The sequence below is a fragment of the Gordonia hydrophobica NBRC 16057 genome (assembly GCF_001592365.1).
GTDB lineage: Bacteria > Actinomycetota > Actinomycetes > Mycobacteriales > Mycobacteriaceae > Gordonia > Gordonia hydrophobica.
The window spans coordinates 43,202-68,209 of record NZ_BCWU01000013.1 but is presented as its reverse complement, the minus strand read 5'-3'; the positions used below and the strand labels follow the sequence as shown (position 1 = coordinate 68,209).

Genomic DNA, 25,008 nt, shown 5'->3' with positions numbered 1-25,008 from the left:
TCCGTACACTCCGTGCGAAGGCCAAGTGACCGCGACGTGTTCTGGAGGTGTCGGTGGTGGGGCAGACCGTCGACGAGACGGAACGCGCAACGACCGAGGTGGGTCGACCGGCGGCCGCGGTGTCGGCGTCGCCGGGACCACTCGTCGCTCCCCGGACCCGCCGCGCCCGCACCGCCGACCTGGTCCGCGTGCTGCTGTTCGCCGGCGTGGTGGTGGCGCACAGCGTCAACGCGATCAACAGCGCACCGGACGTCGTGCGATCGGCCAGTCTCCTCACCACCTTCCTGCACCTGACCCGGTACGGCTTCGTCGCCGTCACGTTGTTCGTGCTGGTCCTGAGCACGCGGGGGCGGCCGCTCTCGCCCCTGGCCTTCTGGCGTCGCCGCTTCGGCTTGATCGTCGCGCCGTTCCTGGTCTGGTCGGTGCTCTACTCGCTCACCGACCATCTGGTGATGGCGGACAACCCGTTTCCGACGACCGGTGAGTACTTCACCAGCCTCGCCCGCGCCACCGTCACCGGCGACGCCAAGTATCAGCTGTACTTCTTGCTGATCTCGATGCAGATCTACTTCGTCTTTCCCCTGCTCGCGTGGATCCTGAACCGTGCCGGACACCGACCTTGGCTGCTGCTCTCCGCCGGCGCCGCGATACAGATCGTGATGTTCGTCATCTATCAGTACCTGCCGCGTCCGCAGGGGCCGATGTGGGCGCTGGCGTACGAGCACGCGTGGAAGACCCTCCCGATGTACGCGCTCTTCGTGGCGATCGGCATGCTCGCCGCCCACCATCACGCCGCGGTGGAGGACTGGCTGCGCGCCAACGCCGGCCCGGTGATCATCGCCTGTCTGTTGGGATCACTGTTCAGCGCGACCGCCTACGCGATGAGCACCTCGTCCGGCGTCGTCCCGCTCAGTGCCACCACACCGTGGAATCCACTCCTCCTGCCGTGGCTGATCAGCGGGCTCGTCCTGCTCTGGTTGGTGGCGATGGCCTGGGACGACCTGCGTGGCGCCGGCCGCGCGGTCGGTGCGCGCTTCGTCTCGTACGCGACCATCCGCGCGTTCGGCGTCTTCGCGGTCCATCCGTTGATCCTGGACGTGCTGGCCCGCGTCGGGTTCATGCGGCTGGTGTTCGCGTGGTTCCCGCACTCGGCCACGATCCGCAGCACCGCCCTGGTGATCGCGGTGCTCGTGCTCTCCCTGCTGGTGGTCGACCTGTTCCTGCGCACACCGGTGAGCCGGTGGCTCACCGCACGCGACCGGATCCCGCTGGTCAGAACAGCCGCTTGAACAGGTTGGTCTCCGCGAGATCCACCAGTTCGTCGCCGCGCCCGGACATCACGGTGCGGAGCGCGTACAGCGCGAAGCCCTTCGCCTGCGCGATCGAGATCGCCGGCGGGATCGACAGCTCTTGCCGTGCCGTAGTGACATCGAGCAGGGCGGGGCCGTCGTGCGCCAGAAAGTCATCGACTGCCGCGGGCAGGTCGGCGGACTCGGTGATCCGTCGTCCCCAGATCCCGACGGATTCGGCGAGCGCCGCGAAGTCCGGATTCGTCAGGTCGGTGCCGAAGGTGACGAATCCAGCCGCTTTCATCTCGAGTTCGACGAAGTTGAGCGACGAGTTGTCGTAGACGACGACCTTCACTGGGAGTTCGTTCTGGACCAGGGTGAGGAGTTCGCCGAGCAGCATCGCGAGGCCACCGTCACCCGCCATCGCGACCACCTGACGGCGCCGGTCGACGGCCGACGCCCCGACGGCCTGCGAGACGGCGTTCGCCATCGAGCCGTGACTGAACGAGCCGATGAGCCGCCTGCGACCGTTCATGCGCAGGTAGCGCGCCGCCCAGACCACCGGTGATCCCACGTCGGGCACGAACACCGCGTCGTCGGCAGCGGCGTCGGACAGCAGCTTCGTCAGATACTGCGGGTGAATCGGGTCCCCGGCGTCGGACGGTGTCGCCAAATCGTCGAGACCGGCGCGCGTCCGGGCGTAGTGGTCCCGGGCGGTGGTGAGGTGCTCGCGGTCCCGGTCGGGGCCGATCAGCGCGGTGAGCAGGGGCAGCGTGTCGGCGGCGGAGCCGACCAGGGGCAGATCTACGCGGCAGCGACGGCCGATCTGACTGCCGCGGACGTCGAGCTGAATCGTGTACGCCTTCGACGGCAGGAACTGCGGGTACGGGAAGTCGGTCCCCACCATGAGGAGGGTGTCGCAATGCTCGATCGCCCGGTAGCCGGACGAGAAGCCGAGCAGTCCGGTCATGCCGACGTCGTACGGGTTGTCGTACTCGATGTGCTCTTTGCCGCGCAGCGCGTGCACGATCGGCGCTTGGAGCGCCTCCGCGAGGGCCAGGAGCTCCGCATGTGTGCCGGCCGCGCCCGCTCCGGCGAGGATCGTCACACGCTGGGACTCGTTGAGCCGGACGGCGGCCAGGCGCAGCGGCTCGGTCGCCGGGTGCGACACGGTGGCTGCGGCTCGGATGCGGCTGACGCGGTCCGGGCGCTCGATCTTGGCGAGGAACAGTTCGCCCGGGATCACCAGGACGGCGACGTCGCGCTGTTCGACGGCGGTCCGGATCGCAATGTCGATCAGGTGCGGCAACTGCTCGACGGTGTTGACGGTCTCGCAGTAGGCGCTGCATTCGGCGAAGATCTGTTCGGGATGCGTCTCCTGGAAGTACCCGGTTCCGACGTTGGCGGCGGGGATCTGCGCAGCGATCGCCAGGACCGGGACCCGCGAGCGGTGTGCGTCGTACAGGCCGTTGATGAGGTGCAGGTTTCCGGGTCCGCAGCTTCCGGCGCAGACCGCGAGCCCGCCGGTGATCGCCGCTTCGCCGGACGCCGCGAAGGCCGCGCCCTCTTCGTGGCGCACGTGGACCCACGACAGCGAGTCGGAGGTCCGCAGGACGTCGGTGAACCCGTTGAGGGAGTCTCCGGGGATCCCGTAGATCCGCTCGGCTCCCGCTGCGGCGATGGTCTCGACGATGAGATCGGCGACGGTATAGCTCATGCTCTCCTCTTCCAGCCGGTGTGCGGAGATCGATCCGGTCACCAGCGTAATCACGTCGGTGACCGGTCGCGGGTCAGTCGGCGGCGCGTACCAGCGCGTCGAGCATTGTCATGCGCTGTGCGACGCGGGTGCGTCCGGTCGGTGGGGGCGGGTAGCGGCGCAGCACGTCGAGCACCACCGCGGGCATGCGCCGCGCCTCGGCATGGATCACGCGGTCGCCCGCGGCGGGATCGTCGGCGTCGAGTTCGGTCGCGACCGCGGCCGTACGCACTCGCCCGCAGAATGTGCCCCACCTGGGTCGCCTGTGCCAGCGGATGCAGGTATGCCGCCGCGCAGGCGTCTCCCGCGGCGTGCGCGGCGCACGCCGCCGATTCGGAATCGGCGCCCTTCGCGGCACGGTGCGCGTCGAGGGCGGCCGTCCGCTGCACCTTCGAGCGCGGTGCGCCGTCGATGAACTGTGCGGCGGCGTCGAGCGCAGCACGCGGCCGCGGATCGTCGCCGTCGAGCAGGCGTGCCACGCTGCGCGCCGCCGCGAGGGCGTAGTCCGCGACGGCGCGGAGTTCGCTCGTCGTCAGGTCGAAGTCAGTCGGCACGCGGCGGATCCAGGTCGACAGGTTCGTCGAGCAGCACGGCGGTGGCCTCGCCCTGGGACCGATGACCGACGGCGGTGTTCACGAACGCCAGAACCGGAACGGCGAGGAGACCGCCGACGATGCCCGCGAACATGATGCCCACGGCGATCACGATGATCACCGCGACCGGGTGCAGCTTCACCGACCGTCCCATCAGGAACGGCTGCAGCACATGGCTTTCCACCTGCATGACGACCACCAGCACCACGACCACCAGCAGCGCCGTGACCCAGCCCTGGGTGGCGAGCGCGATGAGGACTGCGATGGATCCGGCGGCGACCGAACCGACGATCGGGATGAAGGCGCCGAGGAAGATCAGCGCCGTCAGCGGCAGAACCATCGGCACCCGCAGGATCGCGAGACCGATGGCGATGCCGATCGCGTCGATCAACGCGACCAGCACCGTGGCCCGCACGTACGACTGCAGCGTGCGGAAACCGGCTTCGCCCGCACTGCGCAACTGCACCCGATGCGCACGCGGCACGATGCGGGTGACGAAGTCCCAGATCCGCCTGCCGTCGTACAGGAAGAAGATCAGCAGGAAGATCGTCAGCAGCGCGGCGGTCGCGAGTTTGGTGACGACGGTGGCGGTGTCGATCGCGCCGGTCGCGATGGTCGCCTCGTGCTCCTGCAGCCAGGAGATGATGTCGTTGCTGCCCTGGCGGATGCTGTCAGAGTTGAGTCCCACCGGCCCCTCTTCCAGCCACGTCCGCAGCTTCGAGACCGAGTCCGCGATGTCGCCGGACATCCGAGGAATGCCGTCGATCAATTGCTGCACCACGAAGGTGAGTCCGGCGGCGACGATCGCCAACGCGAGCACGACGGTGACCAGCACGCCGAACGATCGCGGGATGCGACGACGCTCCAGCCACCCCACCATCGGCGCCAGCAGCGCCGACACCAGAATCGCGATCGCGACGGGGACGAACACTTCTTCGAAACGCAGGAAGATCTTGCCGAGGACGAACAGGCCCGCCCCGATGATCAGGAGTCGCCATGTCCAGGCGGCGGCCACCCGGACGCCGCGATGCACCTGCGCTTCGACCCACGCGGAATCACCGAGGGCCGGTCGGTCGTCCTGCGCGGAACTCACAGGGCGAGCCTACGCATCAACGCGCCGCGGAGGCGGCAACATCGGTCCCGCCGTGTCAGAACCGGATGTTCACCGGCGACGCCGCACCCAGCGACAACGCCGCCAGCGACGCCGGAGTGATCGCGCTGCGGAACGACGCCGCGACCCCGGTGACGTCGTCTCCGCGCTCCAGCCGTGCGATCTGCGCGCTGGAGAGTGTGAGGTCGGCGAGCGCGACACGCCGGAGCACGTCGTCGCCGTTCATGTCCGTCGTCGACGTCCGCATGCTCAGGACTGCGCGGGTGCCGTTGATCGTGATGATCGGGTCGGCGAGCGCGATCTCCAGCAGGTGGAAGCGGGTCGACGCGACCACCGTGCCCCGGTACCGGAGTTCGCCCTTGCCGTTCCGGACGGTGTTCGCGGTGAGCTCGAACGACATCGCCCCTGCGTCGTCGACGGCGGCGCCGCCGCTTCCGGACAGCGCGCCTTCGGTGGTGCCGCGGACTGTGTCGGCGAACGTGGGCGAGTACGCCCACACCAGGTTCTTCGACGCCGGGACCGGGGTGTTGGGGCCGGGCGCGGTGGAGTAGTTCAGCGGAACCATCTGTTCCTGCGCCGCGTTGACCGCGTTCGCGGCACCGAAAGTGTAGATGCCCCAGCGGCCGTTCGCGGGCAGTTCCTTCGGCGTCGCCAGGGTGATGCGCGCGGTGAATGCGCCCGATCGACTCAGCTCCACCCACTGCTGCCGAACGGTGCGGCGCATGTCGAACGGCACGTCGGGAACACGGTTCAAGGCATCTTGCGAGAGCACCCACTTGGTCTGGGCGCGGACGGTGGTGCGCGCCGATTCGGGCGCTCCCGTCGACGGCTTCCAGTGCGGGGAGAAGGCGCCGAACGTCACGAACGTGCCGTGCGGAACACCGGGCGGCACCGGAACCGGCAGCCCGCCCGTGGTGTTCGCGGCCGGATCGAAGCCGGTGCCCTTGACGACGACGGTGTCGCCGGGATGCAGTTGCGTGGCGCCGACCGGGGTGCCGCCGTCGGCCAGGTACACCGCGATCGCGGGTTTCCAGGTCTTGGCCGGTGCCGGCGCGGCACTGACAGCGGTCAGCGAGACGGCCGTCAGTCCGGCGACGAGGACCACGATCAGGCGCAACAGCTTACTCATAAGCCGAGCCTAACCTACGGCTCCGATCGGGCGAAGGCGGGAGGTCGTGCCGATTTCTTCAAGAATTCCGTGGTCCGCCTCCCGATACTGGAGTCATGACTGAGAGAAAAGACATCAACATCTGGGCAGGCATCACCAGTGACGACCCACTCGCACTGCGAGCCTGGCTCGAACAACTCGGCTTCCTCCCGGGAATCCTCGTCGAGGGCGACCGCGACGGTGAGGTGATGCACTCGGAGATGCTGTGGCCCGATGGCGGTCGCGTCATGGTTCATTCCGCGAGCAAAGCCGACAACACGTTCAGCCGACCCGTCGGCTCCGGCAACCTGTACGTCGTCGTCACCGATCCCGACGCCGTATACGCCCGAGCGCAGGCCCTCGACGCAACCCTTGTCCGCGAGATGGAAGACGCCGATTATGGATCACGAGGCTTCTCCATCGCCGATCGGGAGGGCAACCTATGGAGCTTCGGAACGTACGCGGGCTGACTGGCGTCGACATCACCCCGTACGACATCTCGGGCGGCAGCCCCGGACGGCACCTCGGGCTGCCGTCGGCCACCGCCACCCTGATCATCGACCTCGCCGACGGACTGGTCCTCGGCACCGAGAACCGCAGTGGCACAGACACGTACCGGTGCGTTCTCGCGGGCATGCATCTGCGACCTGTCACGATCCACCACGACGGCAGCCAAGTGGGGGTGCAAGTGTCCTTCTCCCCGACTGCCGTCCGCACCGTCTTCGGCGTGCCTGCCGGAGAACTGATGCACGACGCGACCGAACTGTCCCAGCTCGACGCCCCGTTCGCCCGCCGACTGCACGAGCGGTTGGCGCAGGCACGCCGGCAGGATCGCGCCGCGGTCTGCGCCGCCGCACTCACCGACATCGCGGCCGACGACAGCCCCGTCGGCGACGCATTCGCCGCGTGGGACTACCTGGCACGTCGCCGCGGCAAGGCGACCATCGCCGACCTCGTCGAACAATCCGGGTGGTCCGCGCGGCATCTCACGACACTGTTCACCGCCGAGTTCGGCGTCGGACCCAAGCAAGCGGCGCGACTCATGCGATTCGACGCGGCACGCGCCGCCTTGGCCGCAGGCACACCCGCCGTCGACGTGGCCATCGGGTGCGGCTACGCCGACCAGTCGCACATGTCACGAGAGTTCACCGACCTGACCGGCCACCCACCACGCGCATTGCAGAAGCTCCGCGCAGCGGAGTTCGCGTGATTCGATGACACGGTCGCGGGATGGACCACACCGAGCGACTGGTGAACCGCGCCCGCTCGCTCACTCCACTCGATTCCCGTCGGCGTCCCAGTGCTCGGCGACCATCTTGCTCGGCGGGACACGCGGCGGCTCGCCCGGCATCTTCGGGTAGTTCGGCGGATACACCAGATCGCCGAGTCCATTCGCCTCGTCACGCTCCACCATCTCCAACAGCGCTTCCAGGCCCGCTCGGTGCTGATCGATGTCGGCCCACGGATCGCCTCGCCGCTCGACGAGCCCGGGCACCGTCGCGATCGTCAGATCGTCCGGGTCGACGTCGACGAGCTCCTCCCAGGTCACCGGCGTGGAGACCCGCGCACGCGCCGACTTGCGCGCCGAGTACGGCGACGCCATCGACCGATCTCGGGCGTTCTGGTTGTAGTCGATGAAGATCCGGTCGCCGCGTTCCTCCTTCCACCACGAGGTGGTCACCGCATCCGGGGCGCGCCGCTCCAACTCACGGCCGAGCGCGATCACCGCCCGCCGGGTGGCGATGAAATCCCACTCCGGCCGAATCGGCACAAAGACATGCACCCCACGACTCCCCGACGTCTTCGCGAAACCCGTCATGCCGATCTCGTCGAGGAACGGCTTGAGGAGATCCAGTGCGACGCGGCGGACATCGTCGAACGACTTCCCCTCCGGCGGATCCAAATCGATCCGCAACTGCTCCGGATGGTCGTTGTCGGTCTCCAGACCGTTGGTTTCACCCGCGAGCGTCGGCCAGGTGTGAAACGTGAAGGTCCCGAGATTGGCAGCCCACACCACGTCGGCGGGAATCCGCGGGCAGAACGCCTGCCCCGACCGCTTCGAGGGGAAGACGATCTTCGTCGACTGCACATGATCGGGGTGATACTTCGGCAGATGCTTCTGATAGATCTGCTCACCCTCGGCCCCGTCCGGAAAGCGCTGCAGAAACGTCGGGCGCCCCGCGAGCGCCTGCATCAGCGGCCCTGCCAACGCCATCGTCCGGTAGTAGTCAACGAGATCGCCCTTACGCCCGCCGTTCTCGCCGAGTTCGGGGAAGTAGATCTTGTCCGGGTTGCTGAGCTTGCACTCCACGCCGTCGACGTCGAGCATCACCGGCTTGGGCTTAGGAGGCATCGTCGGCCTCTCCCGTCTCGAGAACGTCGTACACATCGTAGGTCAGCGGTACGTCGAGCTGGTCGTAGCCGCAGCTCTCGGGATCACGGTCCGGCCGCCAGCGCACGAACTTCACGGTGTGCCGGAACCGGCTGCTCTCCATCTGGTCGTACGCGAACTCCGCGACGAGCTCGGGCCGGATCGGGATCCATTCCGCGCTGCCGGCACTTCGCCACCGACTCACCCCACCCTGCGCCACGGTGTCGGGGTCGAGGCGCATCGGCTCGAACATCTCCTGCAACTCGATCCGCTTCTTATCGGCGAACGCACTCGATCCACCGACCATTCGCAGCTCGCCGTCGGCGTACAGACCGAGCAGCATGGACCCGAGGCCGGTCCCCGACTTGTGCACGCGGTAGCCGATCACCACGCAGTCCGCCGTCCGCTTGTGCTTGATCTTCACCATCTCCCGCTTGCCGGGGACATAGTGGCCGTCGAGCCGTTTCCCGACGACGCCGTCGAGTCCGGCCCCCTCGAACTCGGTGAACCAGGCGACGGCCTGCTCCGCGTCTTGCGTGACCCGACTGACCTGAATCCGCGGATCGTCGACGCCCGCGGCCGCCTCGACCAACGCGCGGCGACGCACGTCGAACGTCTCGCCGGTCAGATCCAGCGTGCCCGTCGCGAGCGCATCGAAGCCGATGAAGACCGCAGGCGTCTCCGCTGCCAGCTTCGCGATGCGCGACGCCGCCGGATGGATGCGCTGCGACAGCGAGTCCCAGTCCAGCCGATTCACACCGGCGACCGGCCTCGCGACCGCCACCTCACCGTCGAGGACCACGCGGTCCGGCAACGATGTACGCGCCGCATCGACCAACTCGGGGAAGTAGCGCGCCAGATCCTTGCCACCGCGCGACGCCATCACGACCTCGTCGCCGTCGCGAAAGATCAACGCCCGGAAGCCGTCCCATTTCGGCTCGTACGACCACACCGGCCCGTCCGCGGGTTGGTCCGGCACAACGGTGACTGCCTTGGCGAGCATCGGCTGCACGGGCGGATTCACGGGGAGGTCCACCCGTTCATCGTTCCCGACCAGCCGCGGGATGGCAACGACCCCGGCGATCACGCGCTCCCGGAGAGCACCACAACTCCCGATGACAGCCGCCGACAGCAGCGACCCGGCTCACGCCGAGGCGGCGTCGGCCTGACCGGAGGCGTCCAACGACTTTCGCACGAAGCCGGTGGCGATCCGGACCGCGTTCTTGCCCTGCCGCGAGCCGGTTGCGGCAGCGGGGAAGGCGTGGATCTGCCCCGCATACAGGTGAATCTCGTTGGGGACGCCGAATCGATCGAGAGCGGCGCTCAGGTCCCGAGCGTCCTTCTCCAGAGCTTCGTCCGCGGCGCAGACGAGGATCGCGGGCGGGAAGTGCTGGGCGACGACGTCCGCAGTGGCGTCGAGTGCGCCGTCGAGCGGTTCGGGACCCCGGTCGTAGAACGGACGAAGCTCTTCCAGCCGTTCCACCGGGAGCATGGCGTCGTGCCTGCTGGAACGCTCCGCGTCCGGCGCGAGGTTCAGCAGCGGCGAGAAACCGATGTAGGCGTCCGGCCCGGCGATGCCGTCCCGGGCGGCGTAGTCGACGATCTTCGCGGCCAGGTATCCGCCGGCCGAATCGCCTGCGACGACGACCGTGTCGACATCGTCTGCCGCGCGGAGTTCGCGGTACACGGCGTAGGCATCGTGGATCGAGGTGCCGACGCCTGCCTGCGGGCACTGGCGGTAGTCGACGTTCACCAGCGGGGCGCGCAGATCCCGGGCCACCTCACTCGCCACCGCGCGATGCGTGTTGAGTCCGCAGGCGATGAAGGCCCCGCCGTGCAGGTACAGCACCACCGTGCGCGGGTCGTCGATCAGCGTCGGCGTGATCCGCTCGACGGGAGCGTCGGCGATCACCGACTTCTCGATCGTCACTCCGCGGATCGTTCGGCGGTCGCGGCCCGCCCACTCGTCGAACATCGCGAGCCTGCGCAGCAGCCCCTCCGAGATCGGGATGAAGCGCAGCAGAGTCTTGACGATCAGCCTGCAGAACCACAGGAGGACGAAGGATCGCGCGTCTCGCTCATCGTGATTGATCACCGACATTCCGTCATCGTGCACCACCGGCACCGGGTGCCGTCGACCGCCCCCACCCCGTCCCCTTCGCCGTCTCGGCGAGCGCAGGCACCGTCCGGTGCGGCAGCGGGGTGGTCAGGGTGAGCCAGGTGGTGGAGTGAATGACCCCGGGGAAGCCGACGATCCCCTCGATCAGCGTGAGCAACTCGGGCTGCGTCGCCGTCGCTACCCGAACCAGCAGATCCTCTCGACCAGTGAGGGTGTGCACTTCGATGACCTGCGGAATCTCGGTGACCGCCTCGGCGATGGTCCGCAGCGATCCCTGCTCGGTCTCCAAGGCGACGAAGGCCTGGACCACCAGGCCCGCCTCGGCGAGGTCGATCTGCGGTCGGTAGCCCGAGATCAATCCGCCGTCCTCGAGTCGGCGAATCCGCGACTGCACGGTGTTGCGAGAGATCCCGAGCGTCGACGCCAGCCCGGCCACCCCCTGCCGCGCATCACGCTCCAACAGTGTCAACAACTCCACGTCCAACTCGTCGATGCTGAGCATTTCCGTCACCCCACAGAGAGATCCACGTCACTTACTGATCAGATTGATCAGTTGCAGAGCGTTCAATTGACCACCTTGCAACCCACAGCCACCATTTAACCATCAGCACCCGGTGATCAGCCTCACACCGCGAGATGACAGATTGGTGGACCACATGACCTCCGTCGCCGACCCGCAGGCGCAGAAGTTCGACCTGACTGACAAGTACCGCCCTGACTCCGGCCCCGTTCTGCTGACCGGCGTGCAGGCCGTCGCCCGCATGCTGGTGGAGAACCACGAACGCGAGCGACGCATCGGCCGCAACGTCGCGTCGTTCGTCTCGGGGTACCAGGGCAGCCCGCTCGCCGCCGTCGACAAGGTCTTCGGCGAGGTTCCCGATCTCGCCGCCCATGCCATCACCTTCGTTCCCGGCCTCAACGAGGAGCTCGGCGCGACGTCGGTCTGGGGCAGCCAGCAGGAACTCCCGAAGGGCGCGCGGACGCACGACGGCGTCGTCGGCGTCTGGTACGGCAAGGGCCCCGGTCTGGACCGCGCCAGCGACGCCTTCCGTCACGCCGCCATGTACGGCGCGCACCCGAAGGGCGGCGCGCTGGCCCTGGTCGGCGACGACCCCGCCGCGAAGTCGTCCACCGTGCCCGCTGCCAGCGAGCGCTCGCTCGCCGCATTGTCGATGCCGGTCTTGTTCCCGCGCAATGCCGAGGAAGTCATCGCCTTCGGCATCTTCGGCATCGAATTGTCCCGCGCATCGGGCACGTGGCCGGCGATGAAGCTGGTCGCCGACGTGTGCGACGGCCTGTGGACCCTGAACCGTGACTTCACCGACGTCCGCGTCGAGGTCCCCGCCCTCGAGTGGGAGGGCCGCCCGTGGACCTACCGCCAGCGAGTGATGGCCGCCCCGCCGGACAGCGTCCTCGCCGAGGCCGATCTCTACGGTCCGCGGTGGGAGATGGTGCAGCAGATGACCGCGCTCAGCGAGGTCGACGCCATCGAGGTGAACCCCGACGACGCGTGGCTCGGCATCGTCGCCGTCGGTACCGCCTACGACTCACTGCGCCAGAGTCTCTCGGAACTCGGCCTGCACGACGACGACCTGCTCCGCGCAGGCATCCGCATTCTGCGGGTCGGGATGCCGTATCCCCTCGGTGCCGAGAAGGTGCGACGACTGGCCGACGGCGTCGAGACGGTCCTGGTGATCGAGGACAAGACCTCGTTCGTGGAATCGCAGGTGGTGGATGTGCTGTACGGCACCGCGAACGCTCCGCGCATCCTCGGGAAGCGCGACGAGCAGCGCCGACCGCTGGTCCCCGCCGACGGCGAGCTGACCGCCGCACGGCTGCTGCGCACCCTGCGCCACGTCCTCGAGGGTCGCGTCGCCGTCGCCATCCCGAAGCCGCCGCCCCCGGCCATCACCCTCCTCGAGACCAAGCGCACCGCCTACTTCTGCTCGGGCTGCCCGCACAACCGATCCACGGCGGTCCCGGACGGCTCCCTCGCCGGCGGCGGCATCGGCTGTCACACGCTCGTCACCATGAGTTCGCGCACCGACTCCCAAGTCACCGGCCTCACCCAGATGGGCGGGGAAGGCGCGCAGTGGATCGGCCAGGCGCCCTACACCGACGTCAAGCACATCTTCCAGAACGTCGGAGACGGCACCTACTTTCACTCCGGTCAGCTGGCCGTCCAGGCGTGCGTGGCCGCGGGTGTCAACATCACCTACAAGATCCTGTTCAACGCCGCCGTCGCCATGACCGGCGCGCAGGACGCCGAGGGCGGGCTCACCGTCCCGCAGCTGACGCACAAGCTGGCCGCCGAGGGCGTCGCCCGGATCATCGTCTGCGCCGAGGAGCCCGAGCGGCACCCGAAGGGTTCGCTGGCCGATGGCGTCCTGCTCTGGGACCGCGACCGCCTCGACGAGGCCCAGCGCCTGCTGCGCGACATCGAGGGCGTCACCGTGCTCATCTACGACCAGCAGTGCGCGGCCGAGGCACGCCGCAAGCGCAAGCGCGGCACCCTGCCGACCCGTCGCACCCGCGTCATCATCAACGAAGCCGCGTGTGAGGGATGCGGGGACTGCGGTGTGAAGTCGAACTGTCTGTCGGTCCAGCCCGTCGAGACCGAGTTCGGCCGCAAGACCCGCATCGACCAGACCAGCTGCAACACCGACTACACCTGCCTGGACGGCGACTGCCCCGCGTTCGTCACCGTGGAACTCCCCGAGGAGGGCGCGCAGTTGCCGAAGAAGGAGGCCCCGAAGGCTCCCCTCGTCGACGACCCCGAGTTCGCCGCGCTGACCGACACCCACAACATCTTCCTCGCGGGCATCGGCGGCACCGGCATCGTCACCGTCAACCAGGTGCTCGGCACCGCCGCACTCCGCGCCGGCCTGCACGTGGAGGGCCTCGACCAGACCGGTCTGAGCCAGAAGGCCGGCCCGGTCACCTCACACCTGCGGTTGACCGCCGACTCCTCCCTGGCGGCGGGGTCGAACCGAGTCAGCCCCACGGGAGCCGACTGCGTCCTCGCCTTCGATCTGCTCACGGCCGCCGACGGCAAGCATGTCGGCGTCGCCGACCCGGAGCGCACCGTCACCGTGGCCTCCACCAGCCGCACCGCGACCGGCGAGATGGTCTACGACCGCAACGTCGCCTACCCGGCGGACGCCGACCTCCTCAGTCGCGTGGGTGCGCGCGCCCGACAGCTGGTGTCGTTCGACGCCGCCGCGGCCGCAGACGCTCTCTTCGGCCACACAGCCACCGCCAACTTCCTCCTGGTCGGCGCCGCATTCCAGAGCGGGGCGCTGCCGATCCCGGCGGCGTCGATCGAAGAGGCGATCGCGCTCAACGGCGTGGCGGTCACCGCCAATCAGGAGGCGTTCCGGTGGGGCCGCGTCGCGGTCGCCGATCCGACCGCGTTCGCGGCGGCCACGGTCTCGTCCACCATCGCCACCCGCAGCGACTCCGAGGTCCCGACGCATCTGTTCGTCGGCAGTCCGCTGGTCGGCACGGTCCGCGATCTCGTGGAGCGGCGTGCCGCACAACTGATGGCACACTCGGGTGAGCGCGCCGCTGCCGCGTACGTCCGCGACATCGAGCGGGTGTGGCGCCGCGAGCGCGCCGTCACCGACAGCACCGAACTGTCCGAGGCCGTCGCGGAGAACCTGCACCGCCTGACCGCCTACAAGGACGAGTACGAGGTCGCGCGCATGCTGACCGACACGGCGTTCCTCGACTCGGTGGCCGCCGAGGTACCGGGCGCGTCGAATCTCACCTACCAGCTGCACCCGCCGGTGCTGCGAGCGATGGGACGGGAGAAGAAGATCGGCTTCGGACCCCGCTCGCACGTCGCCCTCCGGGTCCTCGCCAAGGGCAAGTTCCTGCGCGGCACCGCATTCGACCCGTTCGGTCGCGCCGAGGTCCGCAAGATCGAACGCCGACTGCTCGCCCACTACCGCGAGCTGATCGACGGCCTGCTCAACGACCTCGGCGACGCCGGCTACGCCCGGTCGGTCGAGGTGGCGAGCGCCCCCGAGCTGGTGGTCGGCTACGAGGACGTGAAACTCCGCAACATCGACCGCTACCGCGCCCGCCTCGGCGAGCTCGGCATCGACACCACCCCCATCCGCTGACTCGATCCCCGTTCTCGACACCCAGTCACTGCGTTCGCGGGCACTCGATCAGCCCGGCCACGCTCACCGAAGGAGGAATCCCATGACCATCGCAGACACCACCGGCATCGCCGCCGATCTCACCAGCGTCTTCTCACACCCCGACATGACGATCGACCCGCCGCACGAGCAGGTGGTGTTCTGCCGCGACGCCGACACCGGGCTCCGCGCGATCATCGCCATCCACAACACCACCCTCGGTCCGGCGCTCGGCGGCACCCGGTTCTACCCGTATGCGGCCGAGGCGGACGCCCTCGGTGACGTCCTGCGCCTCTCCCGCGGGATGACCTTCAAATCGGCGGCGGCCGGTCTGGATCTGGGCGGCGGCAAGGCCGTCATCATCGGCGACCCCGCCGTCGACAAGACCCCCGAACTGCTCCGCGCGTACGGCCGCTTCGTCGACACCCTCGGCGGTCGGTACATCACCGCGGGCGACGTCGGCACCACCTCCGAGGACATGGATCTGATCGGCGAGGGCACCGCGTACGTCGCCTCGAAGACCGTCGCCAACGGTGGGTGCGGCGACACCGCGCCGATGACGGCGTTGGGCGTCTTCAGCTCGCTGCTCGCCGCCGCCGAACGCGTCTGGGGTACCGCCGATCTGTCCGGCCGCGTGGTCGGCGTCGAAGGGGTCGGGAAGGTCGGCACGCAATTGACCGCACTGCTCCTGGCCGCGGGCGCCACCGTGCTGGCCGCCGATCCGTACGCTCGGGCCCGCGACGCCTTCGCCGCACGCTTCCCGCAGGCGACGATCGTCGACGATGTGCGCTGCGCGCCGCTCGACGTCTACGCCCCGTGCGCGATGGGCGGCACCGTCAGCGACGCCCTCGCACGCGAGACCGCCGCAGCGATCATCTGCGGCGCCGCCAACAACCAGCTCGTGACGCCCGACGTCGAGCACGTCCTGGGTGCCCGCGGCGTGGTCTGGGTTCCGGACTACATCGCCAACGCGGGCGGCGTGATCCAGGCCTTCAGCGAACAGCAGGACTGGACCGCCACGCAGTTGACGGCCAAGGTCGAGGCGCTGCGCGAACGCGCGGGTCATGTCCTGGAGACGGCCGCGTCGAAGAGCATCACCGCGGGCGACGCCGCCCGGTTGATCGTCGCCGAGCGCCTCGCATCGGCGCGCTGACCTCGTCTTCCTGCGGCCGCGGCAGACGCCGCCACGACATGCGCCGGGGCATTCACAGAGCCCTCCTGCCGCGGCCACTCCGGCGTAACTGTGCTGACACCCTCAGCTCCTATCTTCGCCTCTCATGGCCACCGCTCCCCGAGACGTCTCTCCGCTCTCCCGCAGGCACTTCCTCGGCCTCGCCGCCGGTGCCGCCGGGACGGCGGGCGCCGTGACGCTGCTGCCGCCGTCGCTGCTGTCGGCCGTGTCGCAGGGACGCCCGGCGAGCGGTCTGCGCGACGTGGAGCACGTGGTGATCCTGATGCAGGAGAACCGCTCGTTCGACCACTACTTCGGCACTCTGCGCGGGGTCCGCGGGTTCGCCGACAACTCGGCGAAGCCGGGTGTGTTCAACCAGGACGGCATCCATCCGTACCGGGTTCGGGACGCCGCGAACCGGGGCGATCTCTCGGTCGAGTACATCGCATCCCTCCCCCACTCGTGGCCCGACGGGCACGAGGCGTTGAACGACGGGCGGTGCGATCGCTGGATCGACGCCAAGGGCCCGGCCGCGATGGCCTGCTACGACCGCAGCGACATCGCCTTCCAGTTCGCGCTCGCCGAGACGTTCACCGTGTGCGACGGCTACTTCGCGTCGAGCCCCACCTCCACGTGCCCCAACCGCAACTATCTGTTCTCCGGGACCAGCGGCTTCGAGCCGACCGGGCCGCGGGTCGTCGGCAACGACGCCTACGACTCCGCCCACCCCGGCTTCGCCTGGACCAGCTATGCGGAGAGCCTGCAGGACGCGGGCGTCAGCTGGCGCGTCTATCAGGAATGGGACAACTACACCGACAACAACCTCGACTTCTTCGCGCGCTTCCGAACCATCGGGTCGACGGTCCTGACGATGGCGAACCAGCCCGGCACCGATCTGACCGGGTTCTACGAGAAGCTGCTCCGGCGCGGACAGGTCGACGCCGGTCGCTACCGCACCAACGTCTGGCAGCAGCGCGCGGCCGCGGAAGTCCATGCGGCGGCCCAGAACCTGCCCGTGCACGAGCGGAGCCTGTATCGGCGCGGCCTCTACCGCAGCGAACCCGGCACCCTGGTCTCGCGGTTCCGCGACGACGTCGAGAACAATCGGCTCCCCACCGTCTCGTGGATCGTGGCCTCCGCCGCCGATTCCGAGCATCCGTCGGCGTCGTCGCCCGTCCAGTCCTCGACGCTGACCTATCGGTTGCTGGACGCGCTCGCCGCCAACCCGCGAGTGTGGGCCAAGACCGCGGTCCTGCTGAACTACGACGAGTTCGACGGCTACTTCGATCACGTGGTGCCGCCGCTGCCGCCGCGTGGTGAGCCCGACGAGTGGTGGGACGACAAACCGATGGGCCTGGGATTCCGCGTCCCGATGACGATCGTCTCGCCGTGGACCGTCGGCGGACACGTCTCGTCCGAGGTCTTCGACCACACGTCCGTGGTCCGCTTCCTGGAGCGCGTGACCGGCGTCCGCTGTCCCAACATCTCCCGTTGGCGTCGCCGAGTGTGCGGGGATCTGGTGTCGGCCTTCGACTTCAACCGTTCCGACGGCCTCCGTCTGCCGGCTCAGCCGGGTCCGGCGCCGTCGTTCGACGAGCGCTGGACCGCCCAGCCGGGCGGCCCGTTTCCGGAGCAGGAGACCGGCTCCGCGGTGGCACTGCCCACGCCGTACCGACTCTCCGCGCACGTCGCGGCCGGCGTCCTGAACCTGGTCAACGAGGGGTCCCGAGCCGCGGTCTTCGCCGTCTTCTACGACGGCCGCGCCGAGCACTACACCGTCACCGACAGAACGAAGGTTCGGCTGCCGCGGACCACCTCCCACGTCGTCGTGACCGGTCCCGACCGGTTCTTGCGTGACCTCACGTTCGCGCCCGAGGGATCCAGCGCCCGCCTGGTGCTCGACCATTCTGCGCGCACGGTCGTGCTGAACGGCGTCGACATCACGGCCACGGCGGTGCGGGACGGCTGGTACGAGGTGACCGTTGCCGAGCCCGCCGGGCGTCAGTACTTCACCGGTCGATTGGAGAACGGGCGGCCGACTCGAAGCAGCCCGGTGCGCCGCGCACGGTGATCGTGTCCGGGACGGCGTGAATCGACTGTTGACCCGTCGAATCGGCGGCCTTATAGTCCATATGGACTATATGACATGGAGTATTTGATGCCGACTAATTCGCTGCGTCTGACGCCGCTCGGCGTGATGGTGCTCGCCCTCCTGAGGGAGGGCGACATGCATCCCTACGAGATGTCGCGACTGCTGCGGAAACGGCGCGACGACCGCATGGTCTCGATCACCAACGGGACCCTCTATCACACCGTCGGCCGGCTTCACGAGCAGAAACTGGTCGACGAGGTGGGCGTCGACCGCGACGGGAACCGTCCAGAACGCACCACGTACACGCTGACCGACGCCGGCCGCGACGCCGTCGTCGACTGGGTCCGCACCCAACTCCCGCTCGACACTCATCCCGCACAGTTCCGCATCGCCCTCGCCGAGGCGCACAACCTGGATCGGGACGAGGTGACCGAACTCCTCACCCGGCGTCGCACCGCCCTGGCCGCCGACCTCGACCGGCACCGCGACGGCCTCGCCGACGCGCTCGAACGCGGCGTGCCCGAGCAGTTTCTCATCGAAGTGGACCGACAGAGCCACCTCATCGCCACCGACCTGCACTGGATCGACGCCCTGCTGGATCGGTTGGCCGATCCGGACTTCGTCTGGGGTGTCTCCGACGCACCACCGACCGCCCACCGCACCGACGACCCGACGGGTACTCGCTCATGACCTCCGACTCCTCCGCGCCCCCGACCGGAGCGCCCGAACTCCCCAAGAACCCCTGGCCCGCCCTTTGGGCGCTGGTCATCGGCTTCTTCATGGTCCTCGTCGACACGACGATCGTGTCGGTCGCCAACCCCGCCATCAAGTCCGCGCTCGATCCCGACACCAACAACCTCGACAACGTGGTCTGGGTGACGAGCGCGTACCTGCTGACCTATGCGGTACCGCTGCTCATCACCGGCCGCCTCGGCGACCGGTTCGGTCCACGCACCATGTACCTGATCGGCATCACGGTCTTCACCCTCGCCTCACTGGGCTGCGGGCTCTCGAACTCCCTGGTCATGCTCGTCGCCTTCCGCGCGGTGCAGGGCCTCGGCGCCGCACTCGTCACCCCGCAGACGATGGCTGTCATCACCCGAACCTTCCCCGCCCACCAGCGCGGCGCCGCCATGGGACTGTGGGGGTCGGTCGCCGGCGTGGCGATGCTGGTCGGTCCGCTCGCGGGCGGCCTGCTCGTCGATCACGCGGGCTGGGAATGGATCTTCATCATCAACGTGCCGGTCGGCGTCATCGGCTTCGTCGCCGCCTGGCGACTGGTCCCGCGGCTGGAGACTCACCCGCACCGATTCGACATGGTCGGAGTCGCCATGAGCACGGTCGCGATGTTCCTCCTCGTCTTCGGTCTGCAGGAGGGCGAGAAGTACGACTGGTCCACCTGGGTGTGGGCGATGGTGGTCGGCGGCGTCGCCGTCATGGCGTTCTTCCTCTGGCAGCAGTCGCGGACCACCAGCGAACCGCTGGTCCCGCTGGAACTGTTCCGCGATCGGAACTTCTCCCTCTCCAACGCGGGGATCGCCGTCGTCGGTTTCGCCGTCACCAGCATGACCCTGCCGATGATGTTCTTCATTCAAGTGGCGCGGGGGCTCACGCCCACCGAGTCCGCACTCCTGTTGATCCCGATGGCGGTCCTCGCCGGCGTCCTGGCGCCCCTCGCGGGCAAACTGCTGGACCGCACCGATCCGCGCTACCTCCTGGTCCCCGGGCTGGGGCTCTACAGCGCCACGCTGTTCTGGTACGCGTCGATGACGAACGCCGACACACCGATCTGGATGTTCCTGCTTCCGGCCGCACTCATGGGCATCGCGAACGCAGGAATGTGGGGGCCGTTGGCCACGACCGCGACCCGCAACCTGCCCCCGCGACAGGCCGGCGCCGGGGCAGGCATCTACAACACGACGCGCCAGATCGGCTCCGTCCTCGGATCCGCGGCGATCGCCGCAGCCATGCAGTCCCGGCTCGAGGCCAACATGCCCGCGGGAAGCGGCAGCACCGACGCCGTCGGCACGGGGACTCTCCCGTCGTTCCTGGTGGATCCGTTCTCCACGGCGATGGCGCAGTCGTTGCTGCTGCCCGCCGCCGTCATGCTCGTCGGCGTGATCGCAGTCATGTTCATGGTGCGCCCCGAAAGCACCCGACGCGGCTACCGGCCCGCCGACCAGAAGCCTGCCGACACTACCGTGTAGGGCATGCCTCCGCTGCCTGGTTCCGGTCGCTTCGCGCCGTCGCCCTCGGGCGATCTGCACATCGGGAACCTCCGCACCGCGGTCCTCGCCCGGCTGTTCGCCACGGCGACGGACCGCGGTTTCGTGATGCGGATGGAAGATCTCGATCGCGTGCAGCCCGGAGCGGACGTCCGCCAACTCGCCGATCTGCGCGCCCTCGGTCTCACCTGGGACGAGCCGGTCCACTACCAGTCCCGTCGTCGCGACGCCTACCGCTCGGTGATCGACGAGATGGTCAGCGCAGGAACCACGTTCGAGTGTTTCTGCACCCGCCGCGAGATCCTCGAGGCGCCCAGCGCTCCACACGCCCCGCAGGGTGCGTATCCGGGAACCTGTCGCGAATTGACCGCGGCGCAGCGGGCACGCCGTCACACCGAACGGCCGGCCGCGATCAGGCTGCGGGCGGACGTCGCGTCGTTCACCGTGCACGACCGACTCCACGGTGAGTTCACCGGCGACGTCGACGACTTCGTCCTCGTCCGGAACGACGGCACGCCCGCGTACAACCTGGCGGTGGTGGTCGACGACGCCGCCGCAGGCATCGACCAGGTGGTCCGCGGCGACGACCTGCTGACCTCGGCCCCGCGACAGGCCTATCTCGCGACCCTGCTCGGGCACCGCCCGCCGGAGTACGCGCATGTCCCGATGGTGCTCAATCGCGACGGTGCGCGCCTGGCCAAACGTGACGGCGCCGTGACGATGGCCGACCTCGCTGCGCAGGGCGTCGACGCCGGCGGCGTGCTGTCGGTGATCGCGGCGTCGCTGGGACTGGCGGCGGAGGGCGAGCGCGTGACGATGCCCGTCCTGCAGGAGCGGTTCAGCCCGGAACGGCTGCCGAGGGAGCCGTGGATCTTCGTGCCCCGCCCCGCCTCGGTCAAGCGTTGATGTCTGACGGGTGCGTCGCCAGTGCCGTGACCTCGCAGGTCATCCACTTGAACAGCGGGAGGCCCCACAGGATCTCGTGCAGGCGTTCGTTGTCGGCGACGTCGAAGATCGAGATGTTCGAGTACTCCCCGACACAGCGCCAGATGTGCGGCCACTCCCCGCCGCGCTGGATCTCCTGGCTGTAGGCCTTCTCGCGGGCGATGGTGTCCGCGACGAGCTGCGGGTCGAGGCCGTCGGGAATCGCGACGTCCATGCGTACGGCGTACAGGGGCATTGTCTGCTGACCAGCCTTTCGGTTCAGTTGTCGGTGCGATAGTGCGCGAGCTTGTCCGGATCGACGGTGACGCCGAGGCCCGGGCCGGTGCGCGCGGTGAGGTGACCGTCGATGATCTCGAGCGGCTCGGTGAGCAGATCGTCGGACATGTCCAAGAAGTTCGAGAGCTCTCCGGCACGGCTGCTCGTGGCCTCGTGCGCGGCGCCGAACGCCACGGTGCAGGCGGTCCCGAGTTGGCCGTCGATCTGATTGCCCATCACCACTTCCACGCCCAGTCCGGTCGCCAGGTGCAAAATCTCCTTCGACCCGCTGAAGCCGGTCCGTGCCGTCTTGATGGAGATCGCCGTCGCCGAACCGCCGAGCAGCTCGCGCGTCACCTCGGCGGGTGTCGACACCGATTCGTCGGCGACGAACGGAACCGAACAGCGGTTCACCAGCCAGCGGCGGCCGAGGACGTCGTCGGCCGGACAGAGTTCCTCGGCCAGCGTCAGGCCGACGTCGGAGAGTTGTTCCAGTGCTCGCGCCGACTCCGACGGCGTCCATCCCCGATTGCCGTCGACGTACAGTTCAGCCTTGTCGCCGAGGGTCTGTCGCAGGGCACGGACCACCTCGACGTCGGCGTCGATCGGGCGGCGTCCCACCTTCACCTTGAACGTGGTGATGCCGTAGACGTCGCGCATCCGGTTGGCCTCGGTGACCATCGCCTCGGGAGTGTCGAAGCCGAGCATGTGGCTCACCCGCAGCGTGTCGGTGAAGCCGCCGAGCAGGCGATGCACCGGCATCGACCAGGCTTGCCCGAGCACGTCCCACAACGCCATGTCGATCGCCGCCTTCGCAACGGGGTTCCCGACGGTGCGGTGGAGTCGCTGACGAATCAGGTCGCGACGGTCGGCGTCGACTCCCACGATCTGCGGGGCGAACAGCGACTCGACCACCGCGATCACCCCGGCCTGCGTCTCACCGTAGGTGAACGGCCGCGGCGGGGCGTCGGCGACACCGACCAGCCCGCCCCGGGTGCGAACACGAATCAACACGTGCTCGGCATGAGTCACTTCACCCGACGCGAAGCGCAGCGGCTTTCGGTACGGGATGGAGTACGGGATCGCCTCGACGGAGGCGATTTCCAGATCAGTCATGAACTCGGCTCACTACTTTTCCGGGTCGAGGACGAAGTCGTAGTCCGCGATGAAGCCGTCGGCGTCCGGGTTCTCCCGCGGGTCGAGCATCAACTCCGGCTTGACCGCGGACGCGATGTCGTCGTCGTTGTGCGGGTCGCCGGGGAAGTACAGCTGCGCGGTGATCAGCTCGTGGCCCGGGGCCGAGATCTTGAAGTGCAGGTGGGCGGGACGCCAGGCGTGCCAACCCGCGGCGGAGATCAGCTGACCGCACGCGCCCTCGGTCGGGATCTGGTAGGGCGCCGGACGCATGGTGTGGATCTCGAAGCGGCCCTGGTCGTCGGCGATCCAGGTGCCGCGCAGATTCCACTCGGGCAGTCCCGGCGCGAACTGGGAGTAGAAGCCCAGGTCGTCGGCATGCCACATCTCCAGGCGTGCGCCGCCCAGCGGACGGCCGTCGACGGCGCGCACCTGACCTTGGAAGACCAGCGGGGTGCCCGGCTCACCGTCGCGCATGGGGATGGTGCCGTTCCACGGCAGTTCCGGCGCATTCGGAATGTAGTACGGGCCCTCGATGGTGCCCTTGCTGCCCTCGCGGTGCTCGCTGGCGACCTCCTCCACCGAGTGCTCCAACCACACGTCGAGGAACAGCGGCCATTCGCCGTCCTCGCCGACCTTGATCAGCCACGCCTTGAGAGCGTTGTACTCGTCGTAGCTGACTTTCTCCTCGAGCACGATGTCGTTGAGCGACTTGACGACCTTCGAGGCCAGGAAGTCGACGCGGGCGGTGTCGACGACGCCGGAACGACCGCCGGCGTCGGCCATCCGCTCACGGAACTGCGCCGACGCATTGGCGCCCGAGTCGGCGGCCTTGGCCGTGACTTCTGCGTGGAAGCTGGTGTCGGTCATGGGGTGCTTCTTTCTCTGGTGGGAGGTGCCGCGACGTGGCTGCCGGCGCGGCGGGGTCGGTCACCGCCGGTCGGGCGGCAGGAAGGTGATTCCGCGGAACGTCGCGCTGCTCGCGAAGACCTCGGGGCTCAGTGCGACGCCGCGGTGCGCAGCCATCCGGAGGGCCAACCGGAGCAGCATCTTGATGTCGCGAGGGGTGATCTCCGGGAAGCCCGCGACCAGCTCGTCGAGCAGTTCGTCGTCGAGCTCGATGCCGTTGCCCGCGGCCAGGATCTGCCAGACGCGGCGCGCGGACGCGCTGTCCGGGACGTGATATTCGATGACGGCGGCGCAGCGCGCGAGGATCGCCTCGTCGACGCCGTCGACGCGGTTGGTGGTGAGGAACAGCAGGCCGTCGTAGTACTCGAGGGTGCGGAGGAATTCGGCGACGATGGCGTTCTGGCTCAGCTCGAAACCGCGCTCGGCGACGAAGACGTCGGCCTCGTCGAGGAGGAGGACCGCTTCCCAGCGCTTGGCGCGGTCGAAGATGATCTCCAGGTTCTTGCGGACCGATTCGGGTGTGATGCCGAGCGAGCCGGAGTGGATCGAGTAGAGCGGACGACCGATCACTTCGGCGTAGACCTCGGCGGTGAGCGTCTTGCCGACGCCGGGGCGCCCTTTGGCGAGGATGACGTTCCCCGCCGACTTCCCGTCGATGATGTCGCCGGTGAACACCGAGATGTCGGTGGTCAGGATGTCGAGGAGCTCACTGTGTTCGGGCGGCAGGACCAGCTTGTCCTGAAGGTCGCGGTCGTAGCGGTAGGGCTGCAGATCGCCGGTGTTGACGTCGAGGAAGTCCTGCGCGGCGAGGTCGAACACGCGGACGGCGGTGATGACCGGGATCGGACCGAACTCGGCAGCGGGCCACAGGACCGACGCGGCCACTGCGCGGAGCGGTGCGATCTCGTCGGGGGCGACGTCGTGCACCACCTTGCGGTCGGTGCGGGCGTTGGGCGAACGGTAGTCGTCGGTGCGCAGAGCCCGGCCGGTGAACAGGTACTGCTGCCCGAAACCGTCGTCGATGGCGGTCTGGAAGGCGGCCCGGCGCGCATCGTACTCGGCGCGCAGGGCCGCGGTCTCCTTGTACGCACCGCCCGCGGTGAGGATGTCGGCAGGAGTCTTGCCGACCACTTCGGTCTCGTCGAAGTAGAGGAGGCGGGGAGCGCGCGACGGCCGTTTGACCGTCGGATTGTCGGCTTCGGTGGTGATCTTGATCCGCGCGCCGCGGGTGCGGTCGGCGTGCTCCATCACGATGGCGGTCACCAGGTAGGGGTGCAGGTATCCGTCGGACTCGCGGATGTACAGCCAGCCGTCGATCATCTCGTGCTGCAGGAAGGTCCGCAGGATCTCGACGCCCGCGTCGATGTGCGGGACGGCCGCGAAGTCGCCGATGCGCGCCGCGCGAACCGCGGAGACCGCGCGGGCGAAGCTGTGCTCGCCCGTCTGGTCTGCGGTGGTCGCGAGGTCGTCGAGAGCGAGGTCGGTCAGGTCGCGTTGGGCAACTGCGATCTCGGCCGACCGCCAGTTCTGCGCCTGCGTCCGCGCGGGCTGCAGGTCTCCCGAAGTGGTGGCCAGCACCACCGCCGTCGGCGCCACGAGCATGACCTCTCCCTTCCACGTCGAGTTGTGCGTTGTGCATCACACTATCGCCGTGAATAGGAATAGGAAATTACTTAGTTTGCAGTTATTAAGATGTTTTCAATACTAGTGTTCGGAGCTAGGAATCAGCAGTGTTCCTGGTGACGG

The 25,008-nt window shown here is 68.6% G+C and carries 21 protein-coding genes and 1 pseudogene; 9 read left to right on the top strand and 13 right to left on the bottom strand.

Annotation, left to right across the window (positions count from 1 at the left end; translation table 11 throughout):
- The first annotated feature begins 56 nt into the window (after window positions 1-56).
- The gene (locus GH2_RS18405) at window positions 57-1,289 is read left to right on the top strand and encodes an acyltransferase (RefSeq protein ID WP_372434577.1); all 1,233 of its coding nucleotides are present in this window, start codon (window positions 57-59) and stop codon (window positions 1,287-1,289) included.
- Here GH2_RS18405 and poxB read toward each other — a convergent pair.
- The 5 genes and pseudogenes from poxB to GH2_RS18385 all read right to left on the bottom strand — a co-directional run bounded on the left by poxB (window position 1,273) and on the right by GH2_RS18385 (window position 5,878).
- Window positions 1,273-3,006, bottom strand: coding sequence for a ubiquinone-dependent pyruvate dehydrogenase (gene poxB / locus GH2_RS18400; RefSeq protein WP_066171704.1), 1,734 nt, complete (start codon window positions 3,004-3,006; stop codon window positions 1,273-1,275). The two genes, GH2_RS18405 and poxB, sit on opposite strands and share 17 nt — an antisense overlap.
- 73 nt (window positions 3,007-3,079) lie before the next feature.
- Window positions 3,080-3,277 carry a hypothetical protein gene (locus GH2_RS22220; protein WP_307825441.1) on the bottom strand — a complete coding sequence of 66 codons (198 nt, stop codon included), beginning with the start codon at window positions 3,275-3,277 and terminating at the stop codon, window positions 3,080-3,082.
- Between the two features lie 106 nt (window positions 3,278-3,383).
- Window positions 3,384-3,524 (bottom strand): annotated as a pseudogene (locus GH2_RS22215) (putative immunity protein); the annotation flags it as partial.
- Window positions 3,525-3,588: 64 nt separating this feature from the next.
- On the bottom strand, window positions 3,589-4,731 hold the full coding sequence (locus tag GH2_RS18390; RefSeq protein ID WP_066171519.1) for an AI-2E family transporter: 1,143 nt from the start codon (window positions 4,729-4,731) through the stop codon (window positions 3,589-3,591).
- Window positions 4,732-4,786: 55 nt separating this feature from the next.
- Window positions 4,787-5,878 carry an HtaA domain-containing protein gene (locus tag GH2_RS18385; protein WP_066171516.1) on the bottom strand — a complete coding sequence of 364 codons (1,092 nt, stop codon included), beginning with the start codon at window positions 5,876-5,878 and terminating at the stop codon, window positions 4,787-4,789.
- Between the two features lie 95 nt (window positions 5,879-5,973).
- On the opposite strand from GH2_RS18385, the gene GH2_RS18380 reads away from it, so the two are divergent.
- Entirely contained in the window at window positions 5,974-6,366 is a 393-nt protein-coding gene (locus tag GH2_RS18380; RefSeq protein ID WP_066171514.1) for a VOC family protein, read from the top strand.
- The gene (locus GH2_RS18375) at window positions 6,339-7,106 is read left to right on the top strand and encodes a helix-turn-helix domain-containing protein (protein WP_066171511.1); all 768 of its coding nucleotides are present in this window, start codon (window positions 6,339-6,341) and stop codon (window positions 7,104-7,106) included. Before GH2_RS18380 ends, GH2_RS18375 begins: the two co-directional genes overlap by 28 nt.
- A gap of 60 nt (window positions 7,107-7,166) precedes the next feature.
- Here the strand turns inward: GH2_RS18375 and GH2_RS18370 are convergent, their stop codons facing one another.
- The 4 genes from GH2_RS18370 to GH2_RS18355 all read right to left on the bottom strand — a co-directional run bounded on the left by GH2_RS18370 (window position 7,167) and on the right by GH2_RS18355 (window position 10,888).
- The gene (locus GH2_RS18370; RefSeq protein WP_066171507.1) at window positions 7,167-8,249 is read right to left on the bottom strand and encodes a DNA polymerase domain-containing protein; all 1,083 of its coding nucleotides are present in this window, start codon (window positions 8,247-8,249) and stop codon (window positions 7,167-7,169) included.
- A complete protein-coding gene (locus GH2_RS18365) occupies window positions 8,239-9,303 on the bottom strand; it encodes an ATP-dependent DNA ligase (protein WP_084247627.1) in 1,065 nt (354 codons plus the stop codon). The genes GH2_RS18370 and GH2_RS18365 overlap by 11 nt, the downstream gene beginning before the upstream one ends.
- A 108-nt stretch (window positions 9,304-9,411) precedes the next feature.
- Window positions 9,412-10,368, bottom strand: coding sequence for an alpha/beta hydrolase (locus GH2_RS18360; protein WP_066171694.1), 957 nt, complete (start codon window positions 10,366-10,368; stop codon window positions 9,412-9,414).
- 4 nt (window positions 10,369-10,372) lie between these two features.
- The gene (locus GH2_RS18355; protein ID WP_066171505.1) at window positions 10,373-10,888 is read right to left on the bottom strand and encodes an Lrp/AsnC family transcriptional regulator; all 516 of its coding nucleotides are present in this window, start codon (window positions 10,886-10,888) and stop codon (window positions 10,373-10,375) included.
- A gap of 154 nt (window positions 10,889-11,042) precedes the next feature.
- Between GH2_RS18355 and GH2_RS18350 the strand changes: the two genes are divergently transcribed.
- The 6 genes from GH2_RS18350 (at window position 11,043) to gluQRS (ending at window position 20,925) form a co-directional block, all read left to right on the top strand.
- Window positions 11,043-14,513, top strand: a complete 3,471-nt coding sequence (locus tag GH2_RS18350) for an indolepyruvate ferredoxin oxidoreductase family protein (protein ID WP_084247626.1) — start codon at window positions 11,043-11,045, stop codon at window positions 14,511-14,513.
- Between the two features lie 82 nt (window positions 14,514-14,595).
- Complete coding sequence (locus GH2_RS18345) at window positions 14,596-15,684, top strand: Glu/Leu/Phe/Val dehydrogenase dimerization domain-containing protein (protein WP_066171496.1); 1,089 nt, start codon at window positions 14,596-14,598, stop codon at window positions 15,682-15,684.
- A 124-nt stretch (window positions 15,685-15,808) separates the two neighbouring features.
- Entirely contained in the window at window positions 15,809-17,773 is a 1,965-nt protein-coding gene (locus GH2_RS18340; RefSeq protein WP_066171493.1) for an alkaline phosphatase family protein, read from the top strand.
- 87 nt (window positions 17,774-17,860) lie between these two features.
- Window positions 17,861-18,484, top strand: coding sequence for a PadR family transcriptional regulator (locus tag GH2_RS18335; protein WP_066171691.1), 624 nt, complete (start codon window positions 17,861-17,863; stop codon window positions 18,482-18,484).
- Window positions 18,481-20,001 carry a DHA2 family efflux MFS transporter permease subunit gene (locus GH2_RS18330; protein WP_066171490.1) on the top strand — a complete coding sequence of 507 codons (1,521 nt, stop codon included), beginning with the start codon at window positions 18,481-18,483 and terminating at the stop codon, window positions 19,999-20,001. Before GH2_RS18335 ends, GH2_RS18330 begins: the two co-directional genes overlap by 4 nt.
- A 3-nt stretch (window positions 20,002-20,004) precedes the next feature.
- Window positions 20,005-20,925 (top strand): tRNA glutamyl-Q(34) synthetase GluQRS, encoded by a 921-nt coding sequence (gluQRS, locus tag GH2_RS18325; RefSeq protein ID WP_066171487.1) that lies wholly within the window; start codon window positions 20,005-20,007, stop codon window positions 20,923-20,925.
- On the opposite strand, the gene GH2_RS18320 is transcribed toward gluQRS, so the two are convergent.
- From GH2_RS18320 to GH2_RS18305, 4 genes are read right to left on the bottom strand one after another with little or no spacing between them, the layout of a single operon-like run.
- Window positions 20,915-21,199 (bottom strand): muconolactone Delta-isomerase family protein, encoded by a 285-nt coding sequence (locus GH2_RS18320; protein ID WP_204701000.1) that lies wholly within the window; start codon window positions 21,197-21,199, stop codon window positions 20,915-20,917. The two genes, gluQRS and GH2_RS18320, sit on opposite strands and share 11 nt — an antisense overlap.
- Window positions 21,200-21,222: 23 nt before the next feature.
- Window positions 21,223-22,335 (bottom strand): mandelate racemase/muconate lactonizing enzyme family protein, encoded by a 1,113-nt coding sequence (locus tag GH2_RS18315; RefSeq protein WP_372434576.1) that lies wholly within the window; start codon window positions 22,333-22,335, stop codon window positions 21,223-21,225.
- 12 nt (window positions 22,336-22,347) lie between these two features.
- On the bottom strand, window positions 22,348-23,223 hold the full coding sequence (gene catA / locus GH2_RS18310) for a catechol 1,2-dioxygenase (RefSeq protein ID WP_066171484.1): 876 nt from the start codon (window positions 23,221-23,223) through the stop codon (window positions 22,348-22,350).
- Between the two features lie 60 nt (window positions 23,224-23,283).
- Window positions 23,284-24,864: an AAA family ATPase gene (locus GH2_RS18305; protein ID WP_066171482.1), complete on the bottom strand. Its 1,581-nt coding sequence runs from the start codon at window positions 24,862-24,864 to the stop codon at window positions 23,284-23,286.
- Between the last annotated feature and the right edge of the window lie 144 nt (window positions 24,865-25,008).